At 43.5% G+C, this 21637-nt stretch carries 17 protein-coding genes and 1 pseudogene; 11 read left to right on the forward strand and 7 right to left on the reverse strand.

Annotated elements, in window-relative coordinates:
* From ABF638_RS16270 to ABF638_RS16285, 4 genes are all read right to left on the reverse strand, one after another.
* The coding region (locus ABF638_RS16270; protein WP_435023847.1) for an nSTAND1 domain-containing NTPase at positions 1 to 2018 on the reverse strand (2018 nt) is incomplete at its 3' end.
* Between the two features lie 10 nt (positions 2019 to 2028).
* Positions 2029 to 2217, reverse strand: coding sequence for a hypothetical protein (locus ABF638_RS16275; RefSeq protein ID WP_435023849.1), 189 nt, complete (start codon positions 2215 to 2217; stop codon positions 2029 to 2031).
* Positions 2214 to 2414, reverse strand: a complete 201-nt coding sequence (locus tag ABF638_RS16280; protein ID WP_334797797.1) for a hypothetical protein — start codon at positions 2412 to 2414, stop codon at positions 2214 to 2216. The genes ABF638_RS16275 and ABF638_RS16280 overlap by 4 nt, the downstream gene beginning before the upstream one ends.
* A 30-nt stretch (positions 2415 to 2444) precedes the next feature.
* Positions 2445 to 3794, reverse strand: coding sequence for an ATP-binding protein (locus tag ABF638_RS16285; protein ID WP_435023851.1), 1350 nt, complete (start codon positions 3792 to 3794; stop codon positions 2445 to 2447).
* Between the two features lie 342 nt (positions 3795 to 4136).
* Here ABF638_RS16285 and leuC point away from each other — a divergent pair, with 342 nt between their 5' ends.
* Entirely contained in the window at positions 4137 to 5540 is a 1404-nt protein-coding gene (leuC, locus tag ABF638_RS16290) for a 3-isopropylmalate dehydratase large subunit (protein ID WP_435023853.1), read from the forward strand.
* A 132-nt stretch (positions 5541 to 5672) separates the two neighbouring features.
* Positions 5673 to 6281, forward strand: coding sequence for a 3-isopropylmalate dehydratase small subunit (gene leuD, locus ABF638_RS16295; RefSeq protein ID WP_435023855.1), 609 nt, complete (start codon positions 5673 to 5675; stop codon positions 6279 to 6281).
* Between the two features lie 273 nt (positions 6282 to 6554).
* Here the strand turns inward: leuD and ABF638_RS16300 are convergent.
* Positions 6555 to 6644: pseudogene (locus ABF638_RS16300) on the reverse strand (IS982 family transposase); the annotation flags it as partial.
* Between the two features lie 495 nt (positions 6645 to 7139).
* Here ABF638_RS16300 and ABF638_RS16305 point away from each other — a divergent pair.
* On the forward strand, positions 7140 to 9221 hold the full coding sequence (locus tag ABF638_RS16305) for a calcium-binding protein (RefSeq protein ID WP_435023857.1): 2082 nt from the start codon (positions 7140 to 7142) through the stop codon (positions 9219 to 9221).
* Positions 9222 to 9675: 454 nt separating this feature from the next.
* The gene (locus tag ABF638_RS16310; RefSeq protein WP_435023858.1) at positions 9676 to 10170 is read left to right on the forward strand and encodes a DUF6174 domain-containing protein; all 495 of its coding nucleotides are present in this window, start codon (positions 9676 to 9678) and stop codon (positions 10168 to 10170) included.
* A 324-nt stretch (positions 10171 to 10494) separates the two neighbouring features.
* On the opposite strand, the gene ABF638_RS16315 is transcribed toward ABF638_RS16310, so the two are convergent.
* On the reverse strand, positions 10495 to 11688 hold the full coding sequence (locus tag ABF638_RS16315) for an FAD-dependent oxidoreductase (RefSeq protein ID WP_435023860.1): 1194 nt from the start codon (positions 11686 to 11688) through the stop codon (positions 10495 to 10497).
* Between the two features lie 531 nt (positions 11689 to 12219).
* Between ABF638_RS16315 and ABF638_RS16320 the strand changes: the two genes are divergently transcribed.
* From ABF638_RS16320 to ABF638_RS16340, 5 genes are all read left to right on the forward strand, one after another.
* Positions 12220 to 12723, forward strand: coding sequence for a hypothetical protein (locus ABF638_RS16320; protein ID WP_435023862.1), 504 nt, complete (start codon positions 12220 to 12222; stop codon positions 12721 to 12723).
* A gap of 5 nt (positions 12724 to 12728) precedes the next feature.
* Positions 12729 to 13013, forward strand: coding sequence for a hypothetical protein (locus tag ABF638_RS16325; RefSeq protein ID WP_435023863.1), 285 nt, complete (start codon positions 12729 to 12731; stop codon positions 13011 to 13013).
* A 131-nt stretch (positions 13014 to 13144) separates the two neighbouring features.
* On the forward strand, positions 13145 to 13693 hold the full coding sequence (locus tag ABF638_RS16330) for a (2Fe-2S)-binding protein (RefSeq protein ID WP_435023865.1): 549 nt from the start codon (positions 13145 to 13147) through the stop codon (positions 13691 to 13693).
* Positions 13680 to 14657 carry an FAD binding domain-containing protein gene (locus ABF638_RS16335; protein ID WP_435023866.1) on the forward strand — a complete coding sequence of 326 codons (978 nt, stop codon included), beginning with the start codon at positions 13680 to 13682 and terminating at the stop codon, positions 14655 to 14657. Before ABF638_RS16330 ends, ABF638_RS16335 begins: the two co-directional genes overlap by 14 nt.
* On the forward strand, positions 14654 to 16843 hold the full coding sequence (locus ABF638_RS16340; RefSeq protein ID WP_435023868.1) for a xanthine dehydrogenase family protein molybdopterin-binding subunit: 2190 nt from the start codon (positions 14654 to 14656) through the stop codon (positions 16841 to 16843). The genes ABF638_RS16335 and ABF638_RS16340 overlap by 4 nt, the downstream gene beginning before the upstream one ends.
* A gap of 175 nt (positions 16844 to 17018) precedes the next feature.
* Here ABF638_RS16340 and ABF638_RS16345 read toward each other — a convergent pair whose 3' ends face one another.
* Entirely contained in the window at positions 17019 to 18035 is a 1017-nt protein-coding gene (locus ABF638_RS16345; protein ID WP_069074426.1) for a ribose-phosphate pyrophosphokinase, read from the reverse strand.
* 972 nt (positions 18036 to 19007) lie between these two features.
* Between ABF638_RS16345 and ABF638_RS16350 the strand changes: the two genes are divergently transcribed.
* Together ABF638_RS16350 and bioD are read left to right on the forward strand one after the other, a co-directional pair.
* The gene (locus ABF638_RS16350; protein WP_435023870.1) at positions 19008 to 20753 is read left to right on the forward strand and encodes a protein kinase domain-containing protein; all 1746 of its coding nucleotides are present in this window, start codon (positions 19008 to 19010) and stop codon (positions 20751 to 20753) included.
* On the forward strand, positions 20753 to 21433 hold the full coding sequence (gene bioD / locus ABF638_RS16355; protein WP_435023872.1) for a dethiobiotin synthase: 681 nt from the start codon (positions 20753 to 20755) through the stop codon (positions 21431 to 21433). Before ABF638_RS16350 ends, bioD begins: the two co-directional genes overlap by 1 nt.
* Positions 21434 to 21637: the final 204 nt, after the last annotated feature.

Here is a 21637-nt window from a genome sequence, read left to right on the forward strand (position 1 = left end):
CCGAGTTCTGAGGTCGAAGTTCCGAGTTCTGAGGTCGAAGTTCCGAGTTCTGAGGCTGAAGTTCCGAGTTCTGAAGTCGAAGTTCCGAGTTCAGAGGTCGAAGTTCCGAGTTCTGAGGTTGAAGTTCCGAGTTCTGAAGTCGAAATGCCGAGTTCTGAAGTCGAAGTGCCGAGTTCTGAGGTTGAAGTGCCGAGTTCTGACTCTCCCCAATCAGGAGAGACGCGATTCATCGCGTCTCTACAAACTTCCCATTTATCACTCCCTCCCAAAAGCCTCCCCAACTCTTCCACCCAGTTGGTGTAAACGCGCATTACCACCGGCAAATAATCTTGAGTACCGATGGCTTTATTCTTTAAAGCTGGTATCAGTCCCGCATTCACCAGAGAACTTTTGCCTACACCCGATTGCCCATGAATTACTATCAACTTATAATCAGGGCGACCCATACGTTCAATTAAACGTTCTACATCCAATAGGCGACCAGATGCAGCAATTTCTGGGGCAATGTTCCCTTGGGGAGAGTTTGAGCGCAATGTCTCGACAAATGCCTGTTTTGTAGCTTCTAACCTACCCGCACCAATAAAAGCCCGCAAGCCAAATTGCTGTTCAATAGAACGCCGTTGCTGTTTAGTTTTGTATGCTTTGAGATATTCTTTCTGCTCAAAATAAAGCTGCCGTAAAAACCTGAGAATATCCAAATAAATCCTGACATCTTCTAGGGGATTACCCACATTGCTAGCAGTTTCTAAGCTGATAGTCGCCTCTTTAATTTGACCTAAATAGTATTGAGAACGACCTAAAATAAATTGATATAAGCTCAAGTCTTTTGATTTGAAACCTCTTTCGGAAATATCAGCTAAAACCCCTGATGTATTTGCTGATTCCAGCTTGGGATTCGCATAAAAAACCTTTAAGGCTTGCTTAACTAACTGATTTGCTTTTAACCAGTTTTTTTGAGCCAAAGCCACCTCAGCTAAAAAACCGTAATCCTTGGCTAATTCCTTTGGCTGGTTGTTACTTTGATGTACTACTAAAGCTTGTTCTGAGAGACTCTGCAACATTTCCCACTTTTGCAAGTCTCGCAAGATATCACCGAATTTAATTACTGAAGTAGCAATTAAATCTGGATTTTTCAATCGGCTAATAAAATTTATATACTCTTGGACATAATGCCAAGTTTCTTGCCAATCGGGATGATTGATATCTTGATGTTTAAAAGCTTTTAAATAATAACAAAAGCCAATCTCACTGAGGATTTTTGCCTGTCGTTCTAAATTATGACTTTGCTGCCAGAGCTTATCAGCTTTGTGATAATGCTCTAACGCCGAATCTTTTTGATTATTTATCTGTTTGATAAAACCTAACAAAGATTCTAAATTAGCTTTAATTTCTAAATTATAAATATCGGGCTTTTGGAGTAAATATCTTTGCGCCGCTTCTAGCTCATTTTCCAGTGTGAAATATACATCTACGCTAAATTTTAAGTTATTACTAAACCATTGATTAGCCGTTTCGATGACAAAATCTACTAATTCCTGTGTTGATATGACAAAATCTCTCGTAGTTGCCCAACTTTCCAAATCAGGTGCAAGCTGGATTAGTTGCTTGTAAATTTCATCGTCAATCCACAAGACTAAGGGAAAAGTAAAATTCTTGCGAAACTCTTCCCGCACCTGATTAGCAGAAGTTAACATCACAGACAAATTCTGCACTGATTCCAAACCCACAACCATCACACAGGCTGGCATTTCTGCGCCAAATTCTTCCTGAATCGCAGTATAAAGAGTCCTGTTAGATTGCTGCACCGCTAAGACACGAATTTCGACTTGACAAATTTCCCGCAATCTTGAGATTAAGCGATCGCGCAAGCTAGCATAATTACACCGTGCCAAAATCAGCTTAAACTGTCCCACAGAGGACTCAATCGCCCAAGCTAATTGTGTCAGAGTGCGTAGGCGTAGCCCGTCGTAGACATCGTTGTTTACATGGTTATCTTCTGGTGATTGCGAGTCTGTCATAACCACAAAATTAAACGTCCTGGCGTTTTAACTCTTGTATCAATACTTGAGTGCGCTTGCTGGCTTCTCTTGCTTGCTGTCTAAAATACTTAGCTTGTTGACGGTCACTTAAGCACACTTCAGATGCTTTTCTACTAAATTCAACAGCTTGTTTACTGAGTTCTTTAATACGAGTCTTTAACTCTTGGATTGTTTTCATATTTCCTCCTGTTCTGAAATTACAATCTCTAAATTTTCTATCTCTTCATAAAGTCTATCTGCTCTACTAGCTAGTAAACTAGCGTCCTCAAAATCGTTGTTTTCCACGGCTTTATCCGAGGCGGAGTACAATTCTTCTGTGATTTGGTGCAATTGTGCATAAGCTTTTAACAAAACATTTCTGGTTTCTGGTTTCATAATCTAACTATTTATCGGTTCCCTGCCTCCTCATTGCAACTCCCTCGCCTCTGCCAAAACCGGATTAACATCAAACCAAGACTCGCCACCATCCCGATATTCAAACACAAACCGACTGCGAATCAATTTTTGATATCCGTGGTCATCACTCACCTTTTTCCTTTCCTTGACGTGACGTAACAATTGCCACTCATCCTCAGAAATCGGCAATGTTATTTCATTCCGCCGAGAACGAATCACTTGCTCGAAGGTTTCACGAGTTAGGGGAAGAATCATCTCTTCCATAATCCACGTATTCAGCAGCCTTAACACATCCCGCACATGACCACCGCTCATTTTACATAAGCGTTCTAGGCTAGCAGCACTATCAAAAATTTCGGTAACTTTAGTTAAACGCTCCTCTGGTGTTAAGTCAGGAAAAGCTCTAGCTAGTACCATCTGCTGCATGAGTGCCATTCCCTGTGTATGAACACTGCCATCAGACCATTGTACAGGTACCATTGGTAACACCTTGGGATCTTCTGGGAAACGCTGGGTTAGCATTCCGTAATCATTGGAAAACTTCAAAGATAAGGGCATGGTGTAGATGAGATGACAATTCAGCTTCGTCAAAAACTCACCCTGATCGACAAATAAATATTCTTGCTGCGGACGACCCCAAGGTTTGGCACGATTATCTATGCGGTCAAGATTATCGACAATTACCACCAGACCATTTTTACCTTGCTGTTTGAGTTTAGCGATCGCAGGTTCCAATAATTCTTGATTAATCGCTTCTAACAGCTTAGTTTTTTGCGGTGCTAAATACTGATTGAGTTTTTCTCGCAGCGTTGGGTCATTTTTCATCTTCGCGGTGATTTCACCAATGCCCACAGACAGAGAAAACTTTTCTTTATCTGCGGATAAACCAACATCACCAAGCACCGGAAGCTTAACTTTTCCCGCCGTCACCTCGGAGTTTAAGACCTTCCAAGCACCTTGGAGCAACTCATTAAACTTATTGGGTTCCTCTAGGGTAATTTTATCCAGACTTTGACTCACCCGCCGAGCGATCGCTAGCAGCACATCAGCAATATCGACATCGGTCATTTCCAAATCGTCACTGGACTCAAAATAGACCACATGGAAACCTAACTTTTCCAGTTCTGCCTGTAACCGTAATAATTCTGTCGATTTCCCACAACCAATATGCCCAGTAAATAAAGTGCAAGTGGGTTCATTTGGCTTAAAAAAAGTAATTTTCTGCTTCAGCTTGCCCAGAATATCACCACCTCGGACTGAGGAAAAATCTATGTAATACTTGCCATCAGAGCTATTGTTGACAAACAGAGTTCTGCTGGGATCGCTAGCCTGATAAAATTCCCGTAAATCTATGGGCATAACCTGGTAGTGCAATTATCTCGTATTGTCTTAACACATCCTTGTGGAAAAGGATAAAGTTATTTACATCTTTGCATCTCAATATTTCGGAGAATTTTCGCATTTACTACCTCAAAGGCGATCAAATGACATCGCGAATTCTCTGCGTACCTCTGCGCTTCCCTCTGCGCGACGGCAGTCGCTACAACGGGGGGAACCCCCGCAACGCGTCTGCGTTTAAATTTCCCCCCTCAATTCCCCACGACCTTACCCAAAGCTGCAACTAATATTCAGCGATCTGCCAAAACCGAGACTATTTTTTGATACTATTTAAGACCGGACTCCTTAAATATTGATTGACGTATGAGCAAAGGTACCCTGTTTGATAAAGTTTGGGACTTACACACCGTTGGTACACTTCCCTCAGGGCTGACGCAACTATTTATCGGGCTTCACCTAATTCATGAAGTCACCAGTCCCCAGGCCTTTGCTATGTTACGCGAGAGGGGTCTAAAAGTACTGTTTCCACAGCGGACTGTCGCCACGGTCGATCATATTGTGCCGACAGAAAACCAGGCGCGTCCTTTTGCCGATACCTTGGCAGAGGAAATGATTCAGGCGCTCGAGAATAACTGTCAAGAAAATAACATAACTTTTTACAATATTGGCTCTGGTAGCCAGGGTATAGTTCACGTCATCGCTCCAGAACTTGGGCTAACCCAACCAGGAATGACGATCGCTTGTGGAGATAGCCACACTTCCAGTCATGGGGCATTTGGTGCGATCGCATTTGGTATCGGTACTAGCCAAGTCCGGGATGTTCTCGCTTCCCAAACCCTCGCCCTCTCGAAACTGAAAGTCCGCAAAATTGAAGTTAACGGCACTCTAAACCCTGGAGTTTACGCCAAAGATGTCATCCTGCATATCATCCGCACCCTTGGCGTGAAAGGTGGTGTGGGCTATGGCTACGAATTTGCAGGTACGACATTTGAGCAAATGAATATGGAAGAGAGGATGACTGTCTGCAACATGGCGATCGAAGGCGGTGCTAGATGCGGCTATGTCAATCCCGATCAAGTCACCTACGATTACCTCAAAGGCAGAGATTTTGCTCCCAAAGGTGCAGATTGGGATAAAGCTGTGGCTTGGTGGGATTCCATCAAGAGTGATGCTGATGCCCAATACGATGATGTGGTGGTATTCGACGCTGCGGAAATTTCTCCTACCGTCACCTGGGGGATTACTCCCGGTCAAGGTATCGGCGTCAACCAGTCAGTACCTCAGCCAGAAGAACTGCTAGAAGAAGACCGATTTATTGCTGAAGAAGCTTACCGCTACATGGATTTATATCCTGGTCAACCGATCAAGGGCACTAAAATAGATGTCTGCTTTATTGGGAGTTGCACCAACGGTAGAATTAGCGATTTGCGAGAAGCTGCGAAAATCGCCAAAGGTCGCCACGTTGCAGAAGGAATTAAAGCTTTCGTTGTCCCTGGTTCTGAAAGGGTGAAGGAAGAAGCAGAAGCTGAAGGACTAGATAAAATCTTTCAGGAAGCTGGATTTGAATGGCGTGAACCGGGATGTTCCATGTGTTTGGCTATGAACCCCGATAAGCTGCAAGGAAGACAAATCAGCGCTTCTTCCTCCAACCGCAACTTTAAAGGCAGACAGGGTTCCTCCTCTGGCCGCACATTGCTAATGAGTCCGGCGATGGTCGCCACAGCTGCGATTAAAGGCGAAGTCTCTGACGTGCGTGAGTTGTTGTAATTTTGAATATAGGGCATAGGGCATTGGGAGAGACGCGATGAATCACGTCTGTACAAGAATTCAGAGTTATTATTCTCTCCTCTGCCCCAGTCCCCAGTCCCAGTCCCCAATCCCCAATCCCCAATCCTTAATATGGTGAGTGAAGTTAAAACAGTTTCAGGGCGCGGTATACCCTTAGTGGGCAATGATATAGATACCGATCGCATTATTCCCGCGCGATATTTGAAAGCCGTTACCTTTGATGGGTTAGGCGAAGGCGCGTTTATTGATGACCGGACAGCACTTAAAGGTGAACATGCTTTTGACCAACCCCAATACAAAGGGGCGAATATTTTAATAGTCAACCGTAACTTTGGCTGTGGTTCATCACGGGAACACGCACCCCAAGCGATCGCAAAATGGGGAATTCAAGCTTTAATTGGTGAAAGCTTCGCCGAAATCTTTTTTGGTAACTGTGTGGCAATGGGCATACCTTGTCTGACAGCTGATGCTGTTACAGTTAAACAACTGCAAGAGTTGGTGGCTGCCAATCCTCAAGCAGATGTGACAGTGAATTTAGAAACCTTGCAAGTGCAAATTGGTGATTACACAGCCCCAGTTGCGATCGGTGAAGGGACAAGAAGCACATTTATTTCTGGAACTTGGGACGCTTGCGGTCAATTGGTGGCGAATGCTGCCCAAGTTAAAGCAACGGCGGCAAAATTACCCTACGTCGGTTGGGGCAATTTAGTCGCGAGTTAACATTCTCTCATTCCCTGCCTAACAAGGCTACGGTGTACACACAAGTCCTAAAAACCTAGCTTGATAAGCATTTCCTCGTTCCCAGTCTCCGACTGGGAATGCATTCATTGAGTCTCTGACTCAATATCTGACTAGAGGCAGCAGCCCCTAATCAGGCATTCCTATTGCTCTGCATAGGAACGAGATAAATTGATTTTTTTTCGGCTTGTGTGTACACCGTAGGCTTAACAAGGGAGGGAATGAGAATCAGATTAAAGTATTATATTTTACTCATTATATAAATGCTTGCTTGAGAGTAAATGCAAAAATAAATGCTTCAGCCTTCAGCAAAAACCCTTTATTAGTAACAGTATGAATTGATTTTTAGTAGCTGCTGTTGTTTGCTGGCGCTTTTAAATACTTTGTATCAAGACTTACTATATTTTACAGATAAACATTTAGTTATTAATACTGCTCGAAGAATTAATGTCTTTGTCAGCAAAATAACAATATGAACACGGGTTAATATTTAAAATTGTCATTTATTTAAAGCTACTGACATTCGCTTTAACTTGAGCGAAAATGATTCAATCAGCTGAAAGCTAGTTTGGGAAAGGCATTCGCGAACCATTCTTTCTTTTCCACATGACCGAAAAAGTTGAAATGTACTAAGGACTGTCTGCAAATTTCATAGTCAAGAAGTTTTAGAAAAATCGAGATTCTGCATAAAAGAAGCAAGTATCTCTGAGTAATACTTAGCAGCTAAAAACCATAAGTTTTATAGTTCATAGACCGAAACTAGTACTTTCATATTCTCTTAGAAATGAAGTATTAGTACCTCGTTATTCTCTTAAAAATTAAGAATTGGGAGTATTGATCATGGCAATAAATTGGATTCCAGGGCCAGGGCCAACTAATGGAGCAGATACAGGTACTAGTGATGCCGCTTCTGATAACTTCAGTGGTTTGGATGGAAATGACACACTCAATGGTGGCGCTGGTAATGACACCCTCAATGGTGGCGCTGGTAATGACTTGCTAAGAGGTGGCGACGGTATCGACTGGCTATCTGGTGGGGATGGCAACGATACCGTAGTAGGCGATCGCGGCAACGACACATTCACAGGTGGAAACGGCAACGATCGCCTGATCTGGAACAACGGTGACGGTAGCGACAGAATCAGCGGGAATGCTGGCTATGACGTGGTTGAGGTCAATGGTGCGGGTGTCGGAGACAACTTCCGCCTACAAAATGACGCCCAAGGAAAAGCAATCTTTGATCGACTGAACTTAGTTCCGTTCACCCTGACTGTAGATAGTGCAGAGAGATTTGAAATCAATGGTGGTGGTGGCGATGACATCTTAGATGTCAACGACCTCACCGGAACTGGAGTAAATGCAGTATGGTTCAGTGGTGGGGCTGGAAATGACTTGCTTGATGGTACTGGCACCGCTACACCATTGACCGGCTTTGGTGGTGAGGGTAATGATAGCCTTTCTGGTGGTACTGGAAATGACACCCTAAATGGTGATGCCGGTAATGACCTGCTACGAGGTGGCGACGGTATCGACTGGCTATCTGGTGGGGATGGCAACGATACCGTAGTAGGCGATCGCGGTAACGACACCTTTAGTGGCGGAAACGGCAACGATCGCCTGATCTGGAACAACGGTGACGGTAGCGACAGAATCAGCGGGAATGCTGGCTATGACGTGGTTGAGGTCAATGGTGCGGGTGTCGGAGACAACTTCCGTTTGCAAAAGGACGCCCAAGGCAGAGCAATCTTTGATCGACTGAACTTAGTTCCGTTCACCCTGACTGTAGATAGTGCAGAGAGGTTTGAAATCAATGGTGGTGGTGGCGATGACATCCTCGATGTCAACGACCTCACCGGAACTGGAGTAAATGCAGTATGGTTCAACGGTGGGGCTGGAAATGATTTGCTTGATGCTAGTGGCACATCTACACCCTTAACTGCCTCTGGTGGTGATGGAAATGACACCCTAACTGGTGGTACTGGAAATGACGCCCTAAATGGTGATGCCGGTAATGACCTGCTACGAGGTGGTGATGGTATCGACTGGCTATCTGGTGGGGATGGCAACGATACTATACTCGGAAATCGCGGCAACGACACCTTTAGTGGCGGAAACGGCAACGATCGCCTGATCTGGAACAACGGTGACGGTAGCGACAGAATCAGCGGGAATGCTGGCTATGACGTGGTTGAAGTCAATGGTGCAGGTGTCGGAGACAACTTCCGCCTACAAAAGGACGCCCAAGGCAGAGCAATCTTTGATCGGCTGAACTTAGTTCCGTTCACCCTGACTGTAGACAGTGCAGAGAGGTTTGAAATCAATGGTGGTGGCGGTGATGACATCCTCGATGTCAACAACCTGACAGGAACTGGAGTAAATGCAGTATGGTTCAGTGGTGGGGCTGGAAATGACTTGCTTGATGGTACTGGCACAGCTACACCATTGACCGGCTTTGGTGGTGAGGGTAATGACAGACTCTATGGTGGAACTGGCAATGATAGCCTCTATGGTGATGCCGGTAATGACATCCTTATAGGTGGTAAAGGTAATGATATCTTGACGGGTGGTGGTGCTAGCGATCGCTTCGTGTTCAACTCAGGTGCTCCGTTCAATGCTGCTGCTCTGGGTATAGATACAATTACTGACTTCAGCCGCACTAGTGACAAAATTGTTCTGGATCAGACAACTTTCGTCGGACTTAACAATCTGTCCCAAATTAAGATAGTAGCTAATGATGCAGCCGCTGCAACTAGCTCTGGACTAATTACTTACAGTCTTGGAACTGGCAACTTGTTCTTCAACCAAAACTTGACATCACCAGGCTTTGGAACAGGTAGTCTATTTGCCAAAATTGATAACGATAACAATCCATTCACAGTTCCACCAGTATTAGCAGCTACAGACTTTGAGATTGTTGCGTAATCGCACAGGATCGAATGGCACTAAGATAAGCCCAAAGTCCTGTGTTGCCTCTGGTCAAGCCACTAGAGGCGGAGCCTCTCAGGATCGGTTCCCAGCCAGGGCAAGGGCTGTATCTTAACTTAGTGCCATTCACACAGGATCTAAGACATGTCTGCAAGCTTGCAGCTAGATCCCAATAGCCACAATCATCAGCATTGCTAATTAGGGATAATTCAATCCTCCTCATACTTCAAGTAAGGGGAGATTCATAATTTAGCCTGTAACAAGCACACGAAACAAACAGGCTTGAAAATCTCTTGTTGCCCGTATTTTCTTATTAATTTAACCTAGGTGGTCACGCAAGACTATTTAGCTAACCGTGAAGTAATTTTAATCAAAAGACAAGCTTTATTTAAACAAGTAAAACAATTAATATATTATGATTATTAGGGTTTTTAAAACTAAATGGATCGATATGCGTTTACCTATCATTATCAGTGCAGCACTATTGCTATCTCTAGGTCTAAACCTACCAGTGATGTCTGAAACTACCGTAGAGATAGCACAACTTACAACGAATAATAACTTGAATCTAAGACGATTAAGATTTAATCGCCGTTTGTGGAATCAGGCAAATGTTTCTAACTATCGATATACATTTAGCAACAGTTGCTTTTGTATACCAGATGCTAGAGGCCCAGTAGTCATTGAAGTACGGAATGGTCAAACAACTTCAATCACTTCTGTCGCTACAGGTCAACCAGTTAATCAGCAATTCTTTCAAAAATATAAAACAATTCCCAAGCTTTTTAATGTGATTCAAGATGCGATCAACCGTAATGCATTCAGCTTGGATATAGGCTATGATCATAAACTCGGCTATCCAACCCGAATTAATATTGATTACAACAGTCAAATAGCTGATGAAGAAATCTTTTTGACAATTGAGAATTTTGAGGAAATTAAATAGATACTAAGCTGATTATTTCCAATCAATCTCGACCAAAAATAGGGGTAAATTAGCAACTCCAAAAACAGATTCAATACTTTACTCTTCTCTAAAAAGGTAATAGCGATGTCTACGGCATCGCTTTTCATAAAAATTAACAATTTGATGAAGTTATGTTGATTTTGCAAGAATAATTCTCAATTATTCAACGAGTTTGTTGTGTTTGAGGGCTTGACTAAAAATAGTCATTTCTGATATCTTCAAATTACTCGATAAGATTAGCACTTACTATAAATTTCTGCGCTAATTATGAGAAAAGTCGCTTTACTGATACCACACTGAAATTTAACTGATTGCAGACGGCTTGAAATCATACAGCCATTTGTGAAAATCATCATTCAAAGTCATTTGCCGCTGCTGCGTCTGCCCAGTAGATGCCACAGTGTCAAGGTCGTAGTAGCGCATCTCACCCAAGGCACTACGAGCTTGGATAATTTTTGTGCGTTCAATGCGACGTTGTTCGTAACTAGTTAAAGCTTCTTGGAGATTAGCTGAATCTGAAAAACACTCTCGTAGTTCATAAGCATCTTCAAAAGTGGTATTGGCTCCCTGTCCCATCGCAGGCGCCATTGGATGAGCGGCATCGCCTAAGAGAGTAACTCTGCCTTGACTCCATTGAGTTAACGGTGGGCGATCGCAAATCGGCCCTTCCCAAATTTGCTCGGCTGGTGTTGCTTCGACCACCGCCCGAAAGGATTTATCCCAGTCGGCTAATTCATGAAGAATGCGAGACTTGACCTCATCAGCGCTGTGGGAAAGGGAATACTCAGGCGAAAACTTCCGACTAATCCAACTGGTATAGCCGCCGCCCACATTGAGAATGTACATAAACTGTTGATTGCCTTTGACAAAAACTAGTTCATAGTCATTAAATAGCTCGTGGTGATACTTGATGACGGCACGCCAACACATACTACCGATATAATTAGGCTGACCCTCGCCAAATAAAGTTTCTCTGATGATTGAGTTGACGCCATCAGCCCCAATGAGCAAATCTGCATATACCGATTTTTCGCCATCAAAATGAATTTCCACACCGTTTTCATCTTGCTCAAAGCCGATACAGCGATGATTCAGGTGAATAATGTCAGATGGCAATCTAGACGCTAATACTTGCTGTAGACGATACCACCAAATCGTTAATAATGGCTGTCCATAATTCTCCAAGTATTTAGTTGCGTTAGTTCGGAGTGTTTCTCCTTGAATATTCTTTAAAATCGTGTGGTGAACCTCGCATCCTGAACTTTTGAGGGTTTCGACAATTCCCGGCGCGATCGCATCTAGGGAACTCAAGCCATTCGGAGCGAGGCCTAGTCCAGTTCCAGCCGGACGAAATTCTTGAGCTTTTTCGTATACTTGCACATCGATACCTTGGCTTCTCAGTGCGATCGCAGCAGCCAAACCGCCTGGCCCAGCACCGACAATAGCAACTTTCTCTACTATGGGTTTAGATGATTTCTGAGTTAGATTTGTGTTCATATTAAAAGTCAGAATATCCCCACGAGTACATGCACTTTCTTCATGCCTCAGAGGTTGTTTGAAAAGTGTTTCGCTGTGACTTTAGGCACTTTAGATCCCCCCTAACCCCCCTTAAAAAAGGGGGGAACCGGAATCAAAGTCCCCCTTTTGAAGGGGGATTTAGGGGGATCTAAAATGTTTGATACCGACAAGAGGACTTTTCAAACATCCTCTCAAGCAGTTGCTTTGCAAGCTTACCTTTGAGCTAGACCCACAATGATTAATTTTGACTGCTGAGTACTTTTTTAGTCAATCTTTCTTAAGAAACAACTCTAAATTTGGTGTTCTAATGGATTGTGGTTGCTGGTGGTAACAAAAACTGCACACCCTCAGAATTGTTCACTAATCCAACAAACTTGAATAAGTACCGTTATGTCTGTTTTGGGGCTGAATGCCCTAAATTTGACTTTTAAATTTCATAAACTTACTATAACGGAACTAAGCTTGCTGTATTATTTTCATATTCAAAAATGATTGTGAAGATGAGTGTGTATGAACTTTAAGTCAGCTTCCGCATGTATTGGTTTAAGTCTTCTGAGTTTTTCAGTCAGTTCATTGCCGCGTCTTGTAAATTCACCACAAGTCCTTGCCCAAGAAGTTACTTCTTCATGCCCTCTGCCATCTGAGATTGCCATTACCTTCTTAGATTCTAAATGTCAGGAAGTAAAACTAGAACAGCCTAAGACTTTTTATCGCTACTATAGTAACAGTGGAAATAAATACGGCAGGTATTTAACAGCTGACAAATATAAAACAAATGTAGAAGTAATCAAGAATCTAGCTCTCAATCAAGCATGGGGCAATGAAGCCACTATGATTCAAAAAATAACTTTACCAGCAGGAACAACAACTTATCAAGGAATTGTTGCCCCTCAAGTACCTACAGAATGCTATCCAGGCGGTGCTCAACAGACATTTATTCAAGATTCAAAAGATCCAAATATCAAATGGTCTGAGGGAAAAAATCTCGTCGTAGAACCTTTTAGTTGTCCGTAAAATTCATGAAAACTAAGACAGAAGAATTTATCAAGCTGATTGACCAAGCATCTGAGATTGCCGAAGAGATGCTGAAAGACAAAAAACCTGAGTCTTCAGCACATTTAAACAACGCGATCGCTGTTCTACAATCTATTAAAAGTAAGGCAGTGAATGGTAAGCTTGAACCATCAGGAGGAGTCTCAACTCTTGGCCTAGCTCATGGAGTGGCAGATTGGATTGAGCCGTTAGATTCGCCATTATTAAAAGCTGTAGGTGCAATAGAGGAATATTACCAAAAAAACCTCTAAATTGCCTATCTAGACTCTTTACTTGAACATGATCGTCATAGAAGCAGTGCTGAGTACCGAGTAAGAATTCTCATTTGGAACTCAGCACTGTTTTGCTGAAAGTAATGATGTAATTATTATATACATGAAACATGGAAGAAAATTCCTTAGCTCCAATAACTTCAAACTCATTTACCCAGGACTTGAAAATCTTGGGTTCAGAGGAAGTAGAATTATCTTTGAATGTCAATAATATCTCCTACTCAGTCAAGCTAGAACCTCGTGTTACTTTACTGGATGCACTACGGGAAAAGCTAGGTTTGATGGGAACTAAAAAAGCTTGCGATCGCGGTGAATGTGGTGCATGTACTGTATTAGTTGATAATCGGCGAATCAACTCTTGTATGACTCTAGCAGTCATGCACATCGGTACTGAAATTACCACAATTGAGGGATTAGCAGAAGATGGCAAACTTCACCCCATGCAAACAGCCTTTATCACCCATGATGCTTTTCAATGTGGTTACTGCACATCGGGTCAAATTGTCTCAGCCGTAGGGATGATATTAGAGGAATCGCCAAAATCTGAGGCAGAAATTAGAGAAAAAATGAGTGGAAACCTTTGCCGTTGTGGAGCATATCCTAATATTATTGCGGCGATTCAAGATGTGCTAGAGGAAATGGAAGATGCAGCCATTTAGTTATGCTAAAGTTGCCTCAGAAGAGGCTGCGATCGCAACAGTTAATCAAGGCCAAACTGCTGCATTTATTGCTGGTGGCACAGATTTACTAGGATTGATGAAAGATGGAGTTCAAACAGCGAATATATTAATTGATATTAATAGTTTGCCCTTAGCAGATATTGAATCTCACGCTAATGGAATCCGCATTGGTGCGATCTCTCGAATGAGTGATGTGGCTTTTCATCCCCAAATTCAAGAACGTTATCCAGTAATTAGCCAAGCTTTATTACAAAGTGCTTCACCGCAACTGCGAAATATGGCAACTGTGGGCGGTAATTTACTGCAACGAGTCCGCTGTGGTTACTTTCGCGATCCCGTTTTTCCTTGTAATAAACGCACTCCCGGTATAGGTTGTTCAGCAATTACAGGTTACAATCGAATGCATTCTATTTTCGGGGCGAGTGAACATTGTATTGCTGTGCATCCCTCAGATTTAGCTGTGGCGCTGACAGCATTAGATGCAGTAATTTGCATCCAAGGGACAGAAAAAGCCCGTCAAATTTCAATTCATGATTTTTATCTCTTACCAGGTGAGACACCAGCAAAAGAAACTCTATTACAAGCTGGAGAATTAATTGTTGCTATTGAAGTTCCACATTCTGCATACAAGTCTTATTATTTAAAAGTCAGAGATCGAGCTAGTTATGAATTTGCTCTTGTTTCCGTAGCTGTTGCTTTAGACGTAGAACAAGACATGATTAAATCAGCACGCATCGCTTTTGGGGGAGTAGCACCCAAACCCTGGCGTGCTTGGGAAGCTGAAGAATTTCTCCAAAATAAAGCAATCAATGAAGCCACGTTTAAAGATGCAGCCGCAGTAGCTATCAAAGAAGCGAAACCGCAAACACACAATGAATTCAAAATTGAATTAGTCAAACGCGCTTTGGTACGTGCGCTTTCAGTTGTGGGAGAAAAATCATGAATAAAATTATCGGTAAACCATTCGATCGCGTTGATGGTAGGCTGAAAGTTATCGGAGAAGCATCTTACACAGCCGATGTGCCAATAGAGAATTTAACTTATGGAGTGATTTTTCAAAGTGCGATCGCCAGCGGTAAAATTATCCAAATAGACACATCCGCCGCCGCCGTCGCCCCTGGTGTGCTAGATGTCGTTACTTACCAACAAACCCCATCTCTGGTAAAAATACCCTTCTTTGGGCCTCCACAGCCTCAGTCAACGGAAAAAGACCATAATATTTACTACGATGGTCAACATTTGGGGATTGTAATTGCCCAAACTTTAGAACAAGCCGAAACCGCCGCCTCTAAGATAAAAATTATCTACGAAGAAGCACCGCCTACAGTCACGGTGGTACACGCAGAGATATTTGAACCCGAATCAATATATTTTGGCATCATGCCCGGTAAAATCACCAGAGGGGATGTTGAATCGGGGAAAGCTCAAGCAGATGTTTTGGTCGAGCAAGTTTATACCACGCCAATGGAACATCATAATCCCCTAGAACCTTCTGCAACGATCGCAGTATGGGAGGGGGATAACTTGACGCTGTATGAAACCACTCAAGGCATTTCTGCAACCCAAAGAGCGATCGCATCTGTGCTGAATATTCCTCAAGAAAATGTCCGCGTCATCTCCAAATATTTAGGCGGAGGATTTGGTTGTAAGGCGCTGCTGCGATCGCATACAATTTTAGCTGCGATCGCAGCTCGTCAAGTAAAGCGCCCTGTGAAAGTTGTACTAACGCGATCGCAAATGTACACTGCTTGCGGCCACAGATCCCAAACCGAACAACACCTAACGCTAGGTGCAACCAAAGAAGGCAAACTAACTGTCATCAATCACATTGGCACATCCTTAACATCATTATTTGATGACTTTGTAGAACCTGTGGGTGCAGCAACAACGATGATGTACGCCTGTCCCAATTTGGAAGTAAAATACCGTTTGGCACGCATCAACACTGCCACACCAACCTTTATGCGTGGGCCAGGAGAAGCAACGGGAATGTTTGCCCTAGAATCGGCAATGGATGAACTGGCACACACCTTAAATATTGACCCGATTGAACTAAGACTTAGAAATCATGCAGATATTGATCCCCATAAAGAATTACCTTGGTCAAGTAAATCCCTGAAAGAATGTTACCAAAAAGGTGCAGAAATTTTTGGTTGGTCACAACGTAACCCAGTTCCTCGTTCCATGCAGGATGGTTATTTCTTGATTGGTTGGGGAATGGCAAGTGCGACATTTCCCACCAACGTTGGAACTGCATCAGTCAAGGTAGAAATTTTTGCCAATGGAGAAGTGCGGGTACAAACTGGTACTCAAGACATCGGTACTGGCACTTATACAGTGATGACGCAGGTAGCTTCTGAAGTATTAGGCTTACCAGTGCAGTTTGAACTGGGTGATAGCAATCTTCCTAAAGCGCCGATTGCAGGGAACTCAATTACCGTTGCGAGTGTTTCTCCGGCGGTGCATAAAGCAGCGATCGCGGCACGGGATAGAATAATTCAAATGGCGATCGCAGATGCAAATTCTCTGCTGTATGGATCTCAAGCAGAAGATATTAGCGTTGAATCAGGGCAAATATTTTTAAAACAAGACCCATCGAAGCGAGACAGCTACACCGATATTTTGCATCGTCACGGATTAGAGAGTTTAGAAGTTACAGAAGAATCTTCAGCCAGTCCAGAAAGCAAAGAATACGCCAAACACTCATTTGGTGCGATATTTGTGGAAGTTGCAGTCGATGAGTTGTTGGGAGAAATCAAAGTTAGACGTTGTGTAGGCGTTTATGGTGCAGGGCGAATTCTCAACTTTAAGACAGCGCGGAGTCAAGTAGTAGGTGGGATTACATGGGGAATTGGTATGGCGCTGATGGAGAAAACCGTAATGGATGCTAATCAGGGCAGAATAGTTGGTGCTAATCTTTCCGATTACCTGATTCCGGTTCATGCAGATATCCCAAATATGGAAGTGCAATTTGTTGAAGAACACGATCCTTATGTGAATGCACTAGGAACCAAAAGCCTGGGGGAACTTCCCATTGTTGGGGTAGCGGCTGCCATATCTAATGCAGTTTATCATGCTACAGGTAAGCGGATTCGTGATTTGCCAATTACACCAGATAAGTTGTTGTAATGATATTTTGACTTAGAATTCAGCACTCACCATTTTCAAGTCAGACAGGGAGGGGATGCAACATGGTTCGGTTAAGATCCCCAATCTTAGGTCTGTTAAAAGCCCACACTGTCCCCGATTAAGGGGTAAGTGTGAGTAATTTATGGCTGTAACACGAATCACAGCCTTTTATTTGCTAGCGGAACATACTACTTACTGAAGTATCTTCATGAATCCGCCAGATAGTTTCTCCTAAGAGATTAGCTACTGACAGCACCACTAGTTGGGGAAAACGATTGTTTTCTGGTATGGGAATCGTATTGGTGACAATGACTTCCTCAAGCAAGCCACTGGACAACCGCTCCACAGCTGGTGGAGAGAAGACTGCATGAGTTGCACAGGCATATACTTGACGCGCTCCTTCTTCACGGAGTAATCGCGCTCCTTCTGCGATCGTTCCGCCAGTGTCGATCATGTCATCCACCAACACTGCCGTTTTGCCTTTAACATCGCCGATAACATTTAACACTTCTGCGACATTATGTGCCTGACGACGTTTGTCAATAATCGCCAGTGGGGCATCATTCAGTTTTTTGGCAAATGCTCTGGCTCGTGCGACACCACCAACATCAGGGGAAACAACTACAAGATCAGGTAGTTGTTTGCTTGCTAGATAATCTAGCAATACTGGCGAACCGTAAACATGGTCAAAGGGTATATCAAAATAGCCTTGAATCTGAGCCGAGTGTAAATCCATTGCTAGAACGCGGTTGGCTCCTGCTTCGGTGATCAAGTTAGCAACCAGCTTGGCAGTTATTGACTCTCGTCCTGCTGTTTTGCGATCGGCACGAGCATAGCCATAGTAAGGAATTACTGCCGTCACCTGTCGCGCAGAAGCCCGACGACAGGCGTCAACCATAATCAATAATTCCATCAAATGATCGTTTACAGGTTGACAACATGGCTGGATTAAATAGACATCACAACCCCGAATCGATTCTTGGATTTGAACGTAAAGTTCTCCATCCGCAAATCTTTTGCGAATCATTGGCCCCAAGTCCATGCCCACATAACGAGCGACTTCTTGAGACAGTTGTATGTTGGCGGAGCCAGAAAAAAGTCTCAGGCGATGATTCTCGGTCAGCCCTGTTGCAGATGGTTGCATTTTGAAAGTTGCAGAACTGAGAACAGCAGATCCTCTATGTGCATTCATAGCAATATTATCATTGGAGATTTAATAGATTTAACCGATAAATAGCCTAAAAAAACATCTGTGAGTTTTGTTAAAGCTTCCATACAAAATTTAAACATTTCCCCATAAAATTATCATTCGCTAACTGTCTAATTTTCTTGGCAAGCAAACTATTGATAGCTTAACGGACATCAAGTCTGTCTACTAGGTCTATAGTTCAAATTTTTTTGAGTTGAGGCAAATACCCTCAATTTATCAAAATATTGGTGTAATAGTTTGCTTCTTCTAAATACCTCATTTATAACTGACAGTAAAGCATTGACAAGTTAAATGATATTTAAGTTTGCTCTTAGACAAGAGAACATTTGGGACTAAGTGTTTAGGGTGTATCTTATTATATTCTATGATACTAGCAATAAATAAATAAACTGGCAGATTTAATTTTAAGTTTTAATTCACACAATAAAATTCCAGAATAACGGAAAAAGGGGAAAGGCTTTGAATACATTCTTTACCCAATACCTCCAACCCCTTTCCTCAGACCGCAAGGAAAGTGAAAAATGCTTATTCGAACCCTATTGTTCTATCTCCTGCCTCCTGCCCCCTGTCTCTTGCCTCCTTAATCCAGCATTTCTCACAAGCTTCAGGCGTTTGATGGAGCAGAGGGGCAGAGGGGCAGAGGGGCAGAGGGGCGGAGGGGCGGAGGGGCGGAGGGGAAGAGGGGAAAGAACTTGGTATTTGAACTCTCCCCTGCTCCCCTGCTCCCCTGCTCCCCTGCTCCCCTGCTCCCCTGCTCCCTTGCTCCCCTGCACAAGCGCAGGCTTTGAGAGGTGTGGTGAGAAATCCGGGTTAATTAATTTGCGTATACTCCTAACTGGGGGTATTACCCATTAGGTAAGGTAGAATATCGCTGCATGTAACTGTGTTGCCTCTTGGACTTAATCTTTGTGGGTGACTTCCTCCTCAGTTGCTACTACACTCAATCAATCGATCATGCAACCACCCATTACAGTTGGCACTGTCTTGCAAAACCGTTACCGCATAATTCAAATCCTCGGACAAGGAGGATGTGGTAGAACCTATCTGGCAGAAGACCAGAGGCGCTTTAACGAACTTTGCGCGATCAAGGAATTGATTTCAACAGCAACGGAGGCTTTGGCTTTGGAAAAAGCACAAGAGCTTTTTCACCGAGAAGCTGCCATTTTATATCAAATCGAACACCCACAAGTCCCTAAATTCCGGGAAAGATTTGAGCAAGACCAACGCTTATTTTTGGTAGAGGACTACGTTGCAGGTCAGACGTACCGAACTCTACTGGCTGAACGTCAAGCTGTCGGTCAAACTTTCACAGAGGCTGAAGTATTGCAGCTGATACAGTCGTTGCTGCCTGTTTTAGAGCATATTCACAGTCGAGGGATTATTCACCGAGATATCTCGCCAGAAAATATTATTTTGCGAGATAGTGACGCTAAACCTGTGTTAATTGACTTTGGGGTGGTAAAGGAACTGGCAACGCGTTTGCGATCGCCAGAGAGTGCAATGCCAGAAACCACGGTGGGAAAATTAGGCTACTCTCCTAGTGAACAAATGCAAACAGGGGGAGCTTACCCTAGCAGCGACTTGTATGCATTAGCGGTGAGTGCGGTAGTTTTGCTGACTGGCAAAGAACCAAGGGATCTATTTGATGAAAACCAACTAACTTGGAATTGGCAGCGGTGGGTAAAAGTCAGTCCGCGATTTGCTGTAGTGTTGAATCGAATGTTGAATCATATACCGAGCGATCGCTATCAAAGTGCTGCTAGTGTATCTCAAGCACTACAACCTTTAGAGCAAGTCAGTCTTCCTTCCCTGAATGTGTCTAACTTGCAGACAATGGCTGTTGGTCGCCGTCCTGACCCGGTAGCATCACCAGCTTCGCCGAGGAAGAAATCCGATCCTGTGATTCCACCAAGTCCCCCTAGTTCACTCTTGGATAATCCGTTAGCGATCGCGGCAATTGCCATTGCTGTAGTAATCGTCGCAGGATTTGGTTCTTGGGCATTAGTCAGTTCCATCCGCAGTCAGTCGAAAACAGCAACAGATGAAACGCTTCCACAAAATTTCCCTTCACCAGTAATTTCTGGTGGTACTACATTCACTGCCACACCCACACCTACTAACGATCAACCTGTTGTATCTACTAAGCCCCTCAATCTGGGATCGTTGAATAACACAGCCACGCTTGAAGATACTCTCAAAGCAAATCAGATAATCCGGTATACTTTTTCTGGGCAGGAAGGTGATAAGTTAACTACGTTTCTTGAGCCAGGAAGCAGCATTTTTCTAACAGTCTTAAGTCCCAATGAACAACCAATTGATCTTAATGCCCGGCAAGTATCAGCATACGAAGGCACATTGCTGCTAACTGGTAGATATACTATTGAGTTAACTCTGCTTTCAGGAGTTGCCGAAAGCAATTACAATCTCAATGTTTCATTAGAAAAACCACTCCTACCAATTCCCACAGAAACACCCCTGCCAATTCCGACAGAAACACCTCTACCAATTCCGACAGAGACACCCCTGCCAATTCCCACAGAGACACCTCTACCAATTCCCACAGAAACACCTCTACCAATTCCGACAGAAACACCTATTCCAATTCCCACAGAAACACTCTTCCCAATTCCTCCGACTGGTGAAACGCCAACTTTTCCGCCGGTTGATGAAACACAACCATTTTCTGGCCAAAGAAATTAATGTTAAGCACGCTACTGATTACTGGAACTGATACGGAAGCTGGTAAAACTGTTTTAACAACAGCGCTAGCAGCATATTGGCAAAAATATTACCCGCAGCATAGCTGGGGAATTATGAAACCGATTCAATCGGGAATTGGCGATCGCGAGTGGTATCAAAAGCTGTTTGCGCTAGAACAATCTGCTGAAGAAATTACACCTTTGTACTTTCAAGCACCTCTGGCTCCTCCCATCGCCGCAGCCAAGGAAAATCGTCAAGTAGATTTAGCTCTTGTGTGGCAAGCTTTGTCTAAGTTGCGATCGCATCGTGATTTTGTGCTGGTAGAAGCTTTGGGAGGATTAGGTTCGCCAATCACTGAGGAATTAACCGTAGCTGATTTGGCGGGAGAATGGCGATTACCAACAGTATTGGTAGTGCCAGTGAGATTAGGAGCGATCGCTCAAGCAGTGGCAAATGTTGCATTAGCGAGACAATCGCGCGTCAATCTCAAAGGCATTGTGCTGAACTGCGTACAACCCCGAACAGATGCAGAAATAGCCGACTGGACACCATCTCAATTAATTCAATCACTCACGAACACACCAGTTTTAGGCTGTTTACCTTATCTAGATAATCTGACTGACTTAGATAAACTTGCTCAAATAGCATCAGATTTAGATTGGGAAACACTGACACTTTAAATTGGGCATTGGGCATTGGGCATTGGGCATTGGGCATTAAACATCTCCGAAAATAAATCTACAACCCTTGTGCAGCTTGCGCTGATACCTAATTTCTAGAGATGTCTACTGGGCATTGGTTATTCCCCTTGTCTCCATTGTCTCCCTTGTCGTCTATTCCCCATACCCCATACCCAATGCCCCATGCGCTATTCCCTACGATAA

Origin of the sequence: Nostoc sp. CALU 1950, from assembly GCF_051172895.1 — a bacterium.
Classification (GTDB): domain Bacteria; phylum Cyanobacteriota; class Cyanobacteriia; order Cyanobacteriales; family Nostocaceae; genus Nostoc; species Nostoc edaphicum_A.